This window comes from Prosthecobacter vanneervenii (assembly GCF_014203095.1).
GTDB classification, from domain to species: domain Bacteria; phylum Verrucomicrobiota; class Verrucomicrobiia; order Verrucomicrobiales; family Verrucomicrobiaceae; genus Prosthecobacter; species Prosthecobacter vanneervenii.
Genome location: NZ_JACHIG010000019.1, coordinates 14,834 through 30,016, shown reverse-complemented (window position 1 = coordinate 30,016; position 15,183 = coordinate 14,834). Strand labels below are relative to the sequence as shown.

Sequence of the window (15,183 nt, the reverse complement as noted above, 5' to 3'; positions counted from 1 at the left end):
CTCGGAGTATTTTATACCATGCTGGAGGCCAAAAGGGCTTGCAGTCTGAAAAGGCATCCCAAGAAGTTCTGGCATGAACCCGAACACCCCCAGACCCGGCCACCTTTTCCTAGCACCACGCACCCCCTGGGGCACCCGCGCCGGGCAGCAGACTCCCAGCCAGCGGCAGCATACGGATGTGGGCGGAAAGCACCCGCTCTGGGGCAAGGAGCAGCAGGGGCTGGGCGGGCAGATGGCCACGGAGAAGTCTGAATGGCGCAATGGCGCTGAAAGAACGCTGGACGGGCAAGGCGTGCCCCGCAGCCTGAGCGGGCAGCTGCCGCCTCCGGGGCAGCCCCCTGGCGGCAGATGGCAGGTGCCGCACACGGATCTGCAGCCATACCATCCACAGCCTGCGCCCAGGCCGCCGTCTGCCATTCACCCGATGATCACGCCTCCGGCGACTCGTGCCATGGCGGAGGAGATGCGCCGGCAGAGGGGCAGGCCCTACCGCATCGTGCCAAAGGAGAAAGGTCCCGCGGGCAGGCTGCTGGAGGGCCTGGATGGAGACACCTCGCATGAGGGCCGGCATCCCGGCACGGAGGAGCCGCCAGACAGGCATTGGTGGAGGCGCCTGCCCACGAATCCCGAGGCACGGGAGGATCTGCCGAATTTTGATGCGCCTGAAAGGCATGAGGGCGATGAGGCCCAGTGGCGGTTTCTGCATCCGGACAAGAATCTGGAAGCTCAAAAGCTGCAGGCGGTGCGTCCGAAAAAAGCGGCTCCGGGGTCACCGCGCTGAGTGCCTTCCATCCTAGTGAGCGGCGGCGGGCGGCCCGCAGCCAGAGCCTGCTGGCTCGGCATTTTTATTTAGGCAAAAGTCGATGCTTTGTGCTTGCCGCCTTGGGTGGGTGCTTCATTAATCCATGCACCCCCGGCCCCACTGCACGCTCTATGAAAAGGCTTTTCGCTCCCGCTTCTGCACTGATGTGCGCTTTGTTCCTTTTCATCGGCATGACGGCATCGGGCATGGCGGCGGAGAGCGGGCCGGACATCAGCGGGGCAGCCTATGACGCTGCGGCCAAACTCTATGCGCAGCACCAATTCAGCGAGGCGAAGAAGTCCGCACTCGCGCTGGTGAAGGCGCGCACCCAAAAGCTGGGCGCGGATGCGGCGGAGACCCTGGAGGCCCGCCTGCTGCTGGGCCTGGTGCTGAACGCCCGCCACGAGAGTGCCGCGGCGGAAAAGCTGGGCCGTGCACTGCTGCCCGCCATGGTCCGGGTGCTGGGCCCTGCGGACAAGGACACCCTGGACTGCCAGGCGATGCTTTTGGAGACACTGGCGTATCAGGAAAAATTTGCGGAGGTGGAGGAGCCCTACCGCCTCTTCATCCCCGTGGCGGAGAAGGTGCTGGGGGCGGAAGACGCCACCACGCTGCGCGCGCGCAGTTTTTATACCGACGCACTGCTGCGCCTGGGCAAGCCTGCGGAAGCCGAACCGGAAATACGCAAGCTGCTGGAGATCCGCGAGCGCGTGTCCGGCCCGGAGGATGTCCTGACCCTGGGAAGCAGGGTCAAGCTGGCGTGGAGCCTGAATGACCAGCGCCAATTTGGCCGTGCGGAGGCGGAGCTGCGCAGGCTCATCCCGCTGCAGACACGTGTGCTGGGCCCGGAGCACCGGGACACGCTGCAAAGCCGGGCCAATCTGGCGGGGGCGCTGAACCATGAAGGCAAAAAAGAAGAGGCCGTGCGGGAGATGCAGGCCGTGCTGCTCGTGCAGGAGCGCACGCTCGGCCGCGAGCATCCGGACACGCTGAGCGGGTGCTACAATCTGGCGCTGGGGCTGCAGGCCCAGCACAAGCCGGAAGAGGCCCTGCCCTACGCCAGACGCGCGCTGGCAGGCTGGCTCAAAGCCCGGGGCCAGAACCACCCTGACACCCAGGCCGCGCAAAAGCTGGTGGAGAAGCTGACGAAGGAAGCGCCGAAGGCGTGAAGGCGGAATGGGCCTTGGGAGGATTTATGCGCTATTTCCGATAAAGCTGGTTTATCGGTTAAATCGCATCTTTTTGTTTTATGGGTCATACCACGATGTGTTAGAACGGGCCTGAGGGTGGCAGCACGAGCCGATGGAGGGGTGGCGGGTGTCATGGGAATGCTGGCCCCCAGAGAGCTTGTGAAGTTCATCACAGCGGCTTTCTCACACCAGGAACTGGCATGCCATCCCGGCTGCTGATTTTTCATCTCGCCCTTTTCACCGCATCACACTAAAAGTGTGGCACGATGACTTTTGAAACCCAGCAGCCTTCGCTGGAAAGCCAGCAGCAGAGGCTGGACAGGCTCTTCTCCACCACTCCGGAGACACGCCACCGTCTGGATATGGGCGATGTGCCGGTGAGCGAGATCAGGCGTGTTTACAGCCAGTCTTGCAAAGACAATCCCTGGGCCTTCATGCGCTGCTGGAGAGACGTGTGGTGGGCGGGCGCAGGCATGGAGTTTTTATATTTGGGCCTGGGCCTGCTCATTTTGCTGCGGGTGCTGGCCTATGGCAAAAGCATGCTTGCTTCAAACGTGCCCGTGGCAGCCCCCTTCACCATGCTGGGGGTCTTTAGCGCATGCTTCTTGATCTGCCTGGCGCTGAAAGAAATGAAAGCAGAGGTGCAGTCCCTGCTGAGAAGGCGCCGCGCCGCGCTGCCGTTTTCGCGCCCCGGTCTGCAGGTCATCGACGCGGAGGTGTCCACCTTCCGCTTCTGGGATTCGAGTCTCGGCTGGGAGTTTGGCCGCATCCAGCTCATGTCCGAGCTGGTGCTGCATTCCATCGAAAGGGCAGTGCCGGGCGATTCGCAGGCGGTGAGAGATGGCAGGGTTTCGCTGCCTGGTTCTTTGCACCCTTTCCTCATCGTGGGCCGTGTCCGCCTGTATCTGATTGCCGGGGTTCACCGGAGTGCTCCCGAAGTAGGGCGCATCGTGGGCATCACGCTTTTTGAGGGGGCCAGCGTCACAGAAAAGAAGCCCAACGTGGAACCGCGCACCGACCCCGCTGACCTGGATGCCAGGATCTGCGCCGATGAGTAGCTGAATGCGCCTGCGCGGCCTGTGCTGCAGTGTGCCCGGCAGGATAAAAATACGCAGAGAAGACACCCGTCGGCAAAAGGGCGGTGGGGTTGGGTGCGTTCTTTCGGTGCCGCATGATATACAAAACATCCTTCTCCACACTGGCCCTGCTCGCCGCCGCGCTGCTTTCTCTTTCAGCCCTGCATGCCGCACCGCCGGAGCCGACGCAGGAGCCGACGCTGCGCGCGGTGGATCTGAAAATCGGCGAAGCCGCCGAGGTGAAGCTGGCAGATGGCAGTGTGGCCCAGGTGAAGCTGCTGGACCTGCAGGAGAAGACAGACACGATGGCGCATGCGGTGCGCCAGGCCCGCGTGAAGGTGGCGGTGAATGGCGCGGAGGTGTGGCTGACGAGCGCGAACTATCACCTGCCGCAAAGCGTGGGCGGTGTGCAGATCGACTGCCCGATCACCCGCGGCTACAATGCAAACAGCGGCGAGGATTCCTGGGGGCTGGTGGCGGATGCACGCCTGCGCCTCTGGCCTGCGGGCGCGCCGTGGATCGAGCCGGGCACTTTTGTTTATCCGCTGAAGCAGCGCTGGTTTGCGACCATGACGCAGTTTTCCAACGAGCCCACCTACGCCGACGGCGGCGACAAGCCGGACCGGAAGAAGATTTATTACCACAACGATCTCGACTTCGGCGGCTGCGAGGGGCTGGTGGAGGTGGTGGCGGCCACGGACGGGCTGGTGGTGAGCGCACGGAACCAGACGCTGGACGGCTACTCGCTCACGCCGGTGCGTCCGCGCTATGATGTGGTGTATGTGCTGGATGCCAGAGGCTGGTATTACCGCTACAGCCACTTCCACAGCATTGATGAGGCGGTGCAGCCGGGCACGCGAGTCAAGATGGGGCAGCGCATGGGCCTGCTGGGAAAGGAAGGCGCGAGCGGCGGGTGGTCGCACCTGCACTTTGGCATCAAGAGCCGCCAGCCCTCCGGCAAGTGGGGCACGCAGGAGGCCTACGCCTTTGCGTGGCAGAGCTATGTGCGCGAGCACAAGCCTGCGGTGATCGCCGTGGCGCGCCCGCATCACCTCATCCATGTGGGCGAGACGATCACGCTGGATGCATCGAAGTCCTGGGCCGCGTCTGGCAAGATCGCCCGCTATGAGTGGACGCTCTCCGACGGCACGCAGAAGAGCGGCGCGAGCTTTGAGCGCACCTACACGAAAGCGGGCAGCACCAGCGAGATCGTGAAGGTGACGGACGACGCCGGGAACACGAGCTACGACTTTGCCATCGTGCAGGTGATCGGGGACGACCAGGTCAACATCCCGCCTGCGATCCATCCGAGCTTCTCGCCCACGATGAATCTCAAGCCCGGCCAGGAGATAACCTTCAAGGTGCGCACCTATCGCGACGCCGGCGGCGAGACCTGGGACTTTGGCGACGGCACGCCGCCCGTGGCGGTGACGTCGGATGGCAACGCCAAGGCGCTGGCGAAGGACGGCTACGCGGTCACCACGCACCGCTTTGCGAAGGCGGGGGACTACATCGTGAAAGTGGAGCACGTGAATGCGCGCGGGGAAAAGGCGCTGGCGCACCTGTGGGTGCGGGTGGAGTGAGGGGGGGCATCTATTTTTCGCGGCTGCCTGTCAGCATCACAAGTTCAACTGCCACTTCGTCGGCCTCGACTTACGCCTGGTCGGCGTTGATGATGGAAGTAGTCTGTAATGACTTTCCTGGGAAAAACATCGATGAGGTTACAAACATCATGATGGCCCTGGGGGGAGGTTTTGCACTGGGTTCCAAGGGGTGCAAGAGGCCAGGAAAATATTTTTTATGAATGTCAAAAAAAGGACGAGCTTGTAAAGCAAACCTAAAGTCCGATGTTCACTTCATTTCATATTCAGATTATCACATTTTTTCATCAGTCTTTTTGTTTATTGATAATCAGAATATTACGTGGTGCTTTAGAAGCTCATGTTGAGGCAATGTGTACATGATCTGAAATGGACATTTGGCTGGAGTGATTTTTTTATCGCCTGAAAAAGCGATGAAAAAAGCGATGTATGGCGTTATTGTGCCTTCGCCATGCTTGACTATTTTTGCAAGCCAAGGTAGAATTAGGTATGCAAGAGCATCCTAATACCACGACTTCCGCGGAATCCCCCAAAGTTGATGATCCGACTACGGCTGCGTCAAACGGTAAGTCACCCACTTCGACTAAAGTCGAAGGCAAGGACTACACGACGGATCTCCCGATGTTCGATTTGGAAGAGATCATGATCCAATTCGTCTCAGAGATCCATTCGAATGGCTTGGAGCGCGCCAAAATGCCAGAGGTGGCGAAGCATTTCAAATACGAGGCGCCAAGCTCGACTCCTTTTTATCGCAAATTGGTCGCTGCCCGATTGTTCGGACTTCTGAGCCCAAATGGTGCTGAACTCCTCGACCGCGCGCGCGATTATGTCTCTCCCACGACTGATGATTCAAAAAACAAAGCTCTGCTGGAGAGCATCATGGGAGTGCCTTATTATGCCGAGTTCCTTAATGGACATGCTGGCAAGAAGATGAATGTCGAGCTGGTTGGTAATGATATTGCCCGCAAGTTTGTTGTCTCTAAGGGGTGCGGCAAAAGGTGTGCCAAAGTTTTTGAGTCTTCTCTCCGCTTTGCAGGGTTGCTCTCTCCTGAAAATGTCGTTACAGCGACTCCGCAGCGAAAAAAGGAGTCCGAGGAAGAAGAGGATGGAAATGAGACCGATCAAACACAGAAGCACACTCTGTATCTCGACAAGCAGAAGCGCCGCAAATTCCAGATCACAGCACCGCTCACAATCTCGAAAGCCGAGTTGGACCGCATCACTAGCTGGTTGTCATTCACCATAATAGTGGATGATGAAACCGAATAATTTCCCCTCCTAGACCAATATTAGACGATTATGAAAACATTAGCAGCAGCGGGAGCGATAGCAAAAGACTTCGAGTCAGTCGTCTCCTGCGCGGAATAAAAAAGGCCCAACCTCTGGTACGAACAGAGATCAGGCCGGTACTCGAAGCGCAACCAAGTCCCCATATTTCCGCTGACGCGGGGCAAAGGGTACCAGGTGCAATCCTAGTGCGTATTGAATTGTACCTCCACACTGTACCCCTGTCAATGGCCGCCTTTGTAGGTGGGCGTCAGCGGAACCTTCTTATATAAAGGCCGTGAAACAACTCGAATTGTTCCGCTTGCCTCCACCAGACGGGAAGAAGCTGATCTTTCGGCCATATTTCGTTTGTCCCAAAACGGGCAAGACGATCTATCCGAAAAAAGGCAAAGTCTTCCCTCTCTGGGTGGACAAGTAGCATCGTGAGGGCATAGCCCTCATCTAACCATTAAGCCATGAGGCAAGAAGCCGGTCTAGGAGAGCGGAAAGGTTGTCTTCCTTGGTGCAAGCCCTATCCACCTTTTCACTGCACGGTGTGAGGATGGCTCAGGTCTTGCCCAAGGGAGGCTGCCAACTGCTGTTCAAGGTGGGAAACGCGAGACTTGGCTGCATTGAAGCTCCGGCTTTGCTTCGTGACCAGGCGGCTGCGTCGTATTTGGAGTCTGACCGGACCGACTGAAGCCGGTACTACAATGCATGCGCATCGTTTTTCCTGAATGCCAGGACTTGGCGGACTCTGCTCATGGAACCTACGTCAGAGCGGACGTGCGTCAGAACGGACGTATGTGCAGTCCCCCCTCACCCCAGCACATCCGTCACCACATTGCCGAAGACATTGGTGAGGCGGAAGTCGCGGCCGGCGTAGCGGTAGGTGAGCTTTTCGTGGTCGAGGCCGAGCTGGTGTAAAATGGTGGCGTGGAGGTCGTGCACGTGGATGGGGTTTTGCTCGGCATTCATGCCGGGCTCGTCGGAGGTGCCGTAGGCCAGGCCGCCGCGGAGCAGGGTGCTGAAGGCGGTGGCTCGTGCACCACCAGGCTGGCGAGCCGCACAGAGGATTGCCTTCGGCTGGCTTCGCGTTGTGCGGACCACTGTGCTGGCGCACACTCGTGTCGCCTGCTCTGCGAAAGCGCCCAGCGTGGCAAGACATGAGCGCTGGGTGCTGCGGCGGCTGGTGTGGCTTGGGAATCGTGGAGCTAGCGTGCCGCACAGAGGACTGTGCGGACCACTATGCCGCACCTGTGGGTGCGGGTGGAGTGAGTGAGAACGCTGGATGATGCGGAAGGCCCGGCTTTGTGAAGACGCGGGCGCGCTGGTCTTTGCGAGAGCGTGAGGGATCGGGACGATCCCTCTCCGCCAGAGGCTTCGCTCCCCGGAAGCTTCGTCCCAGCGACGGAGGGGGATCATCTTGATCCCCACACCTGGCGCTTGTTTGTGGAAGATCGCGATGGCGCTGGATGATGCGGGAGGCCCGGCTTTGTGGTGGCGCGGGCACGCTGGTCTTTGCGAACCCAAGGCCCTTTGGCAGACGCGAGAACGTTGGTCTTTGCGTGTGTGTGAGGGATCGGGACGATCCCTCTCCGCCGGAGGGCTGGCTTCCACCCGCGGGACCGATTTGCAGCCGGACATGGTATTAATTCGGTGTGAAAATTTCTGCAATTTCTCTATCCACTGGAATCTATTGCAGACTTCGCTTAATTAAACAGGGAGGTCTTTCCTGAAAAGTCCCCTGATCCCTCCCCTGCACGCTCTCGGCTCTGATTTTCCGCCCCCGCTTTCCGCTCCGTCTTTCTGCCCATGACCTTGTTTGATGCCATGCACCTCCTCGGGCTGTCTGCCCCCATCACGCACGAGGCGGTGGACCGGGCCTGCATGGATGCGCTGTGGCGTGTGTGGGGGCCGGTGCACCAGGCACCAGACAATGCCGAGCTGGCTGCCCAGGCACAGCTCTGGGATGGCGAGATCCGCAAGGCGTATGCCTTTCTGCGCGAGCGCCCGCTGAATCTCTACCCCTACCGCGTGCTGCTGCCCGAGGCCCAGACAGGGTATGACCCCAGGGCCTTCGCTCTCGGCACCGGCCATGCGGTGGCGGCGCAGGTACAGCCGCAAGCCATGGCGCAGGCACAGCAGCAGCCGTTCGCTGTGCAGGCACCGCCTTCGCCACTCACTGCACAGGCGCAGCCACCGCCGACCTTCAATGCAGAGGCACCGCCTTCGCTGCTGCCGGTTTTCAATACGCAGGCACAAGCCGTGGCGCAGGCACAGCAGCCCTCGCCCTTCGCTGTGCAGGCACCGCCTTCGCCACCGCTCACTGCACAGGCGCAGCCGCAGCCGAGCTTCAATGCAGAGGCACCGCCTTCGCCTTCACTCACTGCGCGATCACAGCCGCCGCCGCTGCCGGCTTTCACGGCGCTGGCGGGGGGCAGGCCGGAGTTTGCCAAAGCGCCGCCTCCTCCGCTCTACCCGGGCCCTCTCCGTGGGCAGAGTGCCGTGCCGCCTGAGCAGGCACCGCAGCGGCGTCTCTCGGGCTGGACCTGGGTGGGGCTCGGGGCTGCGGCCCTGCTGGTCTGCGGGGCAGGTTTGTTTTTGTATGGCGGGCTCTCTGGCAGCGCAGGCCCGGGCAGGCGTGGCCTGGCCTCCCAGATGCCGGGGATGCCTGCCCCAGGCATCGGCGCCGGGGCTGGCGTGGGCCCGGGCTACAGCGACCGGCCCCGCCCCCCCTCCGCAGCCCAGCGCGAGCGGCAGCGCCAGGCGGATGCGGCCTCTGAAACCGTGGCGCGCTCCGGCCTGCGTGACGACCACCATTCTCTCAAGAAAATGCCCGGCTCAGGAGCTCCCGCGCCCGCTTCTCCGGCGCAGCCGCCTGCAGGCAGCCCGCCCCAGGGCAAGCTGACCGTCATCAACCACCCCGACGGCAGCCTCGTGGCCAGGATGCCGGACGGGGGCGTCATCTCGATCGGGCCGACCGGTGGGAAACAAGGGAGTTATGGCCCGCAGGGCAGCCCCTTTGGGAAGAACGCCGCGCCCGGCTCCTCCGCCCACGGCACGCCGCAGGGTGGCGGCAGGCAGCTCTCTCCCAGCGAGCGTCTGGCCCTGCTGCCAGAGCAGTACCGGCGCATGGTCGCGGGAGAGGAGGAGCAGCGCCAAAAGCTGCTGGCCCAGGCTGAGAAGGGCGATGCCGAGGCGCAGTTCCGTCTGGCTGAGTACTACACCCAGCCCTCCTCTTTCACGCGGGACACGGACGCCGCCGAGCGCTGGTACCGAAAGGCTGCCGACGCCGGCTACGAGCCCGCGCAGCTGGCGCTGGCCAGGGGCCTGCAGCAGGGCTGCTTTTTTAGCAGGGGCCCGCAGGAGGCCGCCACCTACTACCGCAAAGCCGCCGAGCAGGGCGGCACCGAGAGCCTGGGTGCCTACGGCCAGTTTCTCCTGCTCAGGGCACGGGATGCCTCCGCAGATCCGGATGACGCCATCCCCTACCTCAAGCGCGCTGCGCAAAGGGGCCACACCGAGTCCCAGTACCTGCTCGGCCATGAGATGATCGATCCCTATGGAAAGCTGACGAACTACTCCGAGGGCCTGCGTCTGCTGGAGCAGGCCGCCGGGCAGGGCCACGGCATGGCGCGCTACACGCTGGCGTGCACCTACCTCGATGGCACCGGCCGGCCCGCCGATCCCGAGCGCGGGGTGCGCCTGCTGACGGCCTTCATTGAGGAGCACCCCTACCCTATCGCCATTCTCAAGCTGGCGGACTGCTACCGCGACGGCTACGGCGTGCAGCGCGACAGCGACCACGCCGTCTCCACCTACAGGCACTGGCAGACACTGCCATCAGCGCAGTACCGCCTCTGTCTCATGTACCATTTTGGCGAGGGTGTGGCCAAGGACGAAGCCGAGGCGCTGCAGTGGCTGCAGCTCGCCAGCGCCTGCTACTATGCGCCCGCGCAGTACGATGTGGGCATGCGCCATGCCACCGGCGCCGGCCTGGAAAGGGACGACGTCAAGGCGGCCGAAGCCTTCCGGAAGGCCGCCCTGCAGCATTACCCACCCGCACAGACAGAGCTGGGGCTCTGCTACCTCGATGGCCGGGGTGTGGATGAAGACCCTGCCAGCGGCATCCAGCACCTGGAGCGGGCCGCTGCACTGGGCTTTCCCAAGGCCCAGGAAAATCTGGGCCGCTGCTACGCCCGGGGTCGTGGCGTGCGCAAAGATCCTGCGCAGGCCGCAGAGTGGCTGGCCAAGGCCGCCGCCCAGGACTACGGCCCGGCGCAGATCGCTCTCGGCAGGTTCCTGCTGGAAAGCCGCCCCGGCCACCCTGGCGATCCCGTGCTGGCGCTCGCGTGGTTTCTCCGCGCCGAGGCGCTGAAGGAAGACGGCGCCCGCGAATGCGTGCAGCAAACCCGCGAGCAGCTGCCCCCTCAAGACATCGCCGAAGCCGAGCGCCGCGCCTCCCAGCTGCCCCGGACCCGCCCCTGGAAAAACTGGCAGCCGCTTTGATGGAGGGGGCTGCTCCAGCAAAGGACGTGCCGCGTCATAGCATGGAATGCCATGATACAGCATGCCATCACGATCCGTTAAAAAAAGTCTGAAGGTGAAGTCACAAGCCGACGGAGGGGGATCATCTTGATCCCCACACAGGGCGTGTGTTTGCGGATTGGTGGAGGTCGGTGACTCGTGCATGAAACCGGCTGGCGAGCCGCACAGAGGATTGCCTTCGGCTGGCTTCGCGTTGTGCGGACCCCGATGCTGGCGCACGCTCGTGTCGCCTGATCTGCGAAAGCGCCCAGCATGGCAAGACATGAGCGCTGGGTGCTGCGGCGGCTGGTGTGGCTTGGGAATCGTGGAGCTGGCGTGCCGCACAGGGGACTGTGCGGACCACGATGCTGGCGCCCTCGCGATGCTCCGGCGGAGACGGGCGGGACGATTTCTCACGCGCCCGCAATCTCCAGCGCAGGCAAAGCCGCGACCATCAAGATGCACCCGCTCCGCCGGCCGCTCATTGCGCGCCTTGTTTCAGCAGCGGGATGAGGCCCTGCTGCGCGGACCACTGCAGTGCGGCGGCTTTCCACTGCTCCCAAAGCGGGCCTTTGCAGCCATTGAGACCGTGGCCGCCGGAGGGCAGCTCCAGCAGCTCCACCGGGCGCTGATGGGTCTGCATGGCCTGCACAAACTGGCGGCTGTTTTCGATGGGCACCGGCTTGTCGTCCACAGCGTGCGCGAGGAAGACGGGCGGTGTGTCTGCGGTGACGCGCTGCTCATTGGAGTAGAGGCTGACGAGGTCTGCGGGCGGGGCTTCCCCCAGCAGCTCCTTGCGCGAGCCCGTGTGCGTGTACGGCCCCATGGTGACGACGGGATAGACGAACCACGCAAAGCTGGGGCGGCAGCTCTGGCGCTCCACGGGGTCGGCGGCATCGGCGCGGCCTGCGTCAAAATGCGTGGTGGCGGTGGAGGCCACGTGCCCGCCTGCGGAAAAGCCCAGGATGCCGATGCGCTGCGGATCGAGATACCAGCTCGTGGCATTGGCACGCGCCTGCCGCAGGGCGCGCTGGGCATCCAGCAGCGGCACGGCGTGGCGCAGCCTGGGCAGGCGATACTCCAGAATGATGCAGGCGATGCCGTGGGCATTGAGCCATTCGGCGATGGGGTAGCCCTCCCGCGATGTGACATGGCGGATGTAGCCGCCGCCGGGGCAGAGCACGATGGCGGCGCCGTTTCCTTTCCCCGCAGGCGGCAGAAAGACCTCCAGCTCCAGCGCGCAGTCTTCAAAGGTGCCGTCGCCATTCGGCGCCCTGCCCGGCCAGAGGGCGATGCGTGTGGTGGGCGAGGGCTTGGGCGCAGCCTCCGCCGCAGCAGTGGGGGGGGTGGTGGTGGCAGCAGGTGGCTTGCCCGCGTCTGCCGCCGTGGCGGAGCAGACGGCAGTGAGCGTGGCGAGCACGAGTCGGGTGGTGAAGGCGCGGAGTGTCATGAGAAAAGCGGCGGCTGGCAGGATGGCGGCGTGGGTGCGGTGCAGAGAAACCGGTACGCGCCTGGCCCTCCCCTTCCCTCGCTCTATTTTTTGCGGCTGCCCGTGATGACGATGTGCTTTGTCTCCGGCCCCTCCTTGACGAGCACGCGTGGCCTGCCGCCGCGTGTCTCCGCAAACTCATTGTCGCTGATGGTGATGGATTCCGTGCCGCCCTGGATGTCGATGACCGCGCCGCCTTCCGGGGCGTTGTCGATGAAGCGGTTTTGCTCGATGCGGTTGCGGTGTCCGGCAAAGTCCGGCCCGCGCTCGGGGCGGAAGAGCAGGCCGCTGAGCTTGCTGCCCTGGATGGTGTTGCCGGTCACGAGATTGTCCGTGTCGCGATGGCCGATGGAGATGCCGATGCGGTTTCCCTCCACCTGATTGTTTTCCGCCAGGCCGTACTTCACGCCCCAGCAGAAGAAGAGGCCGATGTCGTTTCCGCGCAGGATGTTGCCGCGGATGATGGGGCGCTGCGAGCCGCTGCCGGGGTGCAGGCCCAGGCCGCTGTTGTTTTCGCTCAGGCAGTTCACCACTACCACATCGTGGCATATCTGCCAGCTGATGCCATCGCCGTGATAATTGCGCGCGGTCACGCCGCTGATGTGCATGCGGTTGCAGTCTTGCAGGAAGATGCAGCCGGCGTAGTTGCCATCCAGCTCCGCATTGTGCGCGCGGTTGCCGTCCAGCACGAGGTTCTCGATCCGCACATCGTTCACGTTTTCGCCGCTGAGCAGGGGAAGGAGCGTGGCGCAGGTGGAGTCGTTCATCTGCCAGAGGTTTTCGCGCAGGGCCTTGTCCAGCTTGAAGCGGCCGCCGCTGCGCGCCACCAGCGTGCGCTTGATGACGGTCTGCCGCCCGGTCTTGGCGTCCTTGGCGCGCAGGCACACGCCATCGCCCACGCGGAAGCCGCTGGCATCCTGCAGCGTGATCTCCTGATCATACCAATCGCTGTCCAGCTTGAGCGGAGTCGTGGCGGAGGGCTCCTTGATCAGCACCGTCAGGCTGCCTTCGCCGAGGAGGTGCACGCCTGACTGGAGATAGACCGCATTGCGCAGGTGGTAGGTGCCCGCCTTGATCCGCACGGTGCCGCCGCCCAGCCGCGCCACATGATCCACCGCCGCCTGGATGGCGCGCTGATCCCCGCCCACGATGTCCGCCTCCTTCGGCCCCACAGTGACCACCAGCGTCTCCTCCCAGCGCGGCTGCACGGCCGTATCTCCACTCGTCTGCCTCGGCGTCACCACCTCCGGCCGCTCAGCAGCCGACAGCGGAGACACAAGGGCAAGGCAGAGAAGAAGGCGTTTCATGCCTGAACCAACGGGCGTGGGAGGCAGGAGCTTTCCGGGGGGCAAGAGCGTACTGGTCTCATCACGCACTTTGGGGGCGCGCTCTATGCCGTCGATTTTTACCAAGGCAGGCTTTGGTAAAAAGCCATCACCTCGGCGTATGAAGATTCAAAGTCTGGGAGCTCTCCCTGCACTTCGTCTTTGAGTGTGGGGTATTCAGCCGCCGCGCGTTGCTTGATCTCTTCATCGCCAAGAGACTCGCGGGTTGGCTCGATGTTGCGGGTTCGCGCCTTGATGAGCAGGCTTTGCAAAATGGCTGCATTCATCGACTTATCGCGTGGCAGACGGGAGAGAAGCGCCAGGTCATAGACATCCTGCCGGCGGTAGCGGTTGCGATCCACCTGCTGCAGCAGGGCACGGAATTTCTCAGCCACCAGCTCGGCAAACGGATAGGCGTTCACGCTTTGATCCAGCCCGATAACGATCTGGTCCACGTTTGAGATGGCTTCATTGAGGCTGTAGTCGATGGACAAAACACTGGGCGACAGGAGCTGGAGAAGCCGCCGGTGCTTGGGTGTGCCTTTGTAAGCATGGCCGATCTTCAGCTCGATGCTGGGAAAGGTGGCATTGGGCCGGTTGGGCGGATTGACTTTGCAGCCCTGCACACGGCAGTCGAGGTCATAGTCCAGCGTCTCCACCATCAGGCGCAGGGAATCGTCCAGCCGGCGCCGCACGTCCTCTGGATCTACCTGCCCCAGCTTCATGTCGGTGGAGAAGTCGATGTCCCGCGTGAAGCGTGCGCTGTGGTAGTGCACCGCCAGAAGAATGCCGCCCTTCATGATCATGGAGGCCCGCAGCTGCGGATCGCTGGCGATGGCGGCCAGCACCGTGTGCACCGCCTGACGCAGCTCGCGCTGATCGCTCGGAGCCTGACGGACCCACTCGGCGATGTCATGTGCTCCGACGTCCTTCATGGATTAGGGATGCCAGGGATCAGAGGTTGAGGGAGAGGCACCATTTGTCAGACCACTTTGGCACATACTCGGCGGAGGCGTCCAGTTTTCTCGATCCTCCCCGCTGCGCCAATGCAGCCCAGCTTTCGACGGTGGCATCCCGCAGATGCATGCGCTCTTCGAGGATGTAGCCCGCGCGCACCTTGTCGATCTTGGAGCCGTGCTGGGTGATCTCGCTGACGATCAGCGGCAGGTATCCGGCGGCATGCTCCTCAAAAACCTCCATCACATGCCGCATGCCGCCGCACAGCTCCGGGTTGCGCAGCATGTCCAGAAACGTGCGCCCGATGCTGGAGACACGCAGCGTCTTGCCCTGCACGTTCTTGTAGGCTCCCAGATGGCTGGAGGCAAAGCGGTGCACCTCCCGCCGCCCGATCTTGTCCAGCTTCAGCCGTGTGAGCAGGGGCAGGCCGTGCTCGCGATATGCCGCATAGCCGCGCTTCAGATCCTTCTCCATGCGCTCCAGCGCAAACTGCTTCCACGCCCTGGCATCTGGCGATGACACAAACAGCGCGGTGGGGATGCGCTCGGTGAGCCCGTGGTGGGCCATGGCGCTGAGGTGGGAGAGGTAGCAAAAGGGATCGATGCTGCAGGCGATCTCCTCTGCATCGTCATCGCGCCTGCCCAGCAGGCTGTACACGGTGGCGCTGCATCCACGCAGCGGGCGCAGCACACCCGCATTCAGCAGCTCCGCCAGCCGCTGATGAAACTCCGCCGATGTGGCAAAGTCCTTTTGCAGCCGGCTGATCTTCTCCCCTTGGTAAGCCTTTTCAGCGTAGAGCTGGTGCAGAATGACCCCAAGCCGGTACGCCGTGACGACCGGCTCCGCCACCTCTCCGAGGGAAAGGGTGATGGCTTTGGTGAGGTCCATGCGGTGATTTATTCGCCTACTTGTTTATGTCCTAAGGACATAAACAAGTAGGCATTAAA

10 protein-coding genes and 1 pseudogene are annotated in these 15,183 nt (G+C 62.8%); 6 read left to right on the top strand and 5 right to left on the bottom strand.

All coding sequences use genetic code 11. The annotated features are described in order from the left end of the window. Positions 1–73: 73 nt before the first annotated feature. The 5 genes from HNQ65_RS25410 to HNQ65_RS25390 all read left to right on the top strand — a co-directional run bounded on the left by HNQ65_RS25410 (position 74) and on the right by HNQ65_RS25390 (position 5,938). Positions 74–781 carry a hypothetical protein gene (locus HNQ65_RS25410; protein WP_184344471.1) on the top strand — a complete coding sequence of 236 codons (708 nt, stop codon included), beginning with the start codon at positions 74–76 and terminating at the stop codon, positions 779–781. Between the two features lie 152 nt (positions 782–933). After that, positions 934–1,971, top strand: a complete 1,038-nt coding sequence (locus tag HNQ65_RS25405; protein ID WP_184344469.1) for a tetratricopeptide repeat protein — start codon at positions 934–936, stop codon at positions 1,969–1,971. Positions 1,972–2,258: 287 nt separating this feature from the next. After that, positions 2,259–3,050, top strand: coding sequence for a hypothetical protein (locus tag HNQ65_RS25400; protein ID WP_184344467.1), 792 nt, complete (start codon positions 2,259–2,261; stop codon positions 3,048–3,050). A gap of 113 nt (positions 3,051–3,163) precedes the next feature. Further along, positions 3,164–4,651 (top strand): PKD domain-containing protein, encoded by a 1,488-nt coding sequence (locus HNQ65_RS25395; RefSeq protein WP_184344465.1) that lies wholly within the window; start codon positions 3,164–3,166, stop codon positions 4,649–4,651. A 483-nt stretch (positions 4,652–5,134) separates the two neighbouring features. Then, the gene (locus tag HNQ65_RS25390) at positions 5,135–5,938 is read left to right on the top strand and encodes a hypothetical protein (protein ID WP_184344463.1); all 804 of its coding nucleotides are present in this window, start codon (positions 5,135–5,137) and stop codon (positions 5,936–5,938) included. Between the two features lie 816 nt (positions 5,939–6,754). On the opposite strand, the pseudogene HNQ65_RS27070 reads toward HNQ65_RS25390, so the two are convergent. Beyond that, positions 6,755–6,955 (bottom strand): annotated as a pseudogene (locus tag HNQ65_RS27070) (DUF1501 domain-containing protein); the annotation flags it as partial. Positions 6,956–7,750: 795 nt separating this feature from the next. Here HNQ65_RS27070 and HNQ65_RS25380 point away from each other — a divergent pair. Continuing rightward, positions 7,751–10,447, top strand: a complete 2,697-nt coding sequence (locus HNQ65_RS25380; RefSeq protein WP_184344459.1) for a tetratricopeptide repeat protein — start codon at positions 7,751–7,753, stop codon at positions 10,445–10,447. Positions 10,448–10,946: 499 nt separating this feature from the next. On the opposite strand, the gene HNQ65_RS25375 is transcribed toward HNQ65_RS25380, so the two are convergent. From HNQ65_RS25375 to HNQ65_RS25360, 4 genes are all read right to left on the bottom strand, one after another. Continuing rightward, entirely contained in the window at positions 10,947–11,915 is a 969-nt protein-coding gene (locus HNQ65_RS25375; RefSeq protein WP_184344457.1) for an alpha/beta hydrolase, read from the bottom strand. Between the two features lie 83 nt (positions 11,916–11,998). Next, positions 11,999–13,261 (bottom strand): right-handed parallel beta-helix repeat-containing protein, encoded by a 1,263-nt coding sequence (locus HNQ65_RS25370; RefSeq protein ID WP_184344455.1) that lies wholly within the window; start codon positions 13,259–13,261, stop codon positions 11,999–12,001. A gap of 98 nt (positions 13,262–13,359) precedes the next feature. After that, positions 13,360–14,214: a nucleotidyl transferase AbiEii/AbiGii toxin family protein gene (locus HNQ65_RS25365; protein WP_184344453.1), complete on the bottom strand. Its 855-nt coding sequence runs from the start codon at positions 14,212–14,214 to the stop codon at positions 13,360–13,362. 19 nt (positions 14,215–14,233) lie between these two features. Beyond that, positions 14,234–15,124, bottom strand: coding sequence for a type IV toxin-antitoxin system AbiEi family antitoxin domain-containing protein (locus HNQ65_RS25360; RefSeq protein WP_184344451.1), 891 nt, complete (start codon positions 15,122–15,124; stop codon positions 14,234–14,236). Between the last annotated feature and the right edge of the window lie 59 nt (positions 15,125–15,183).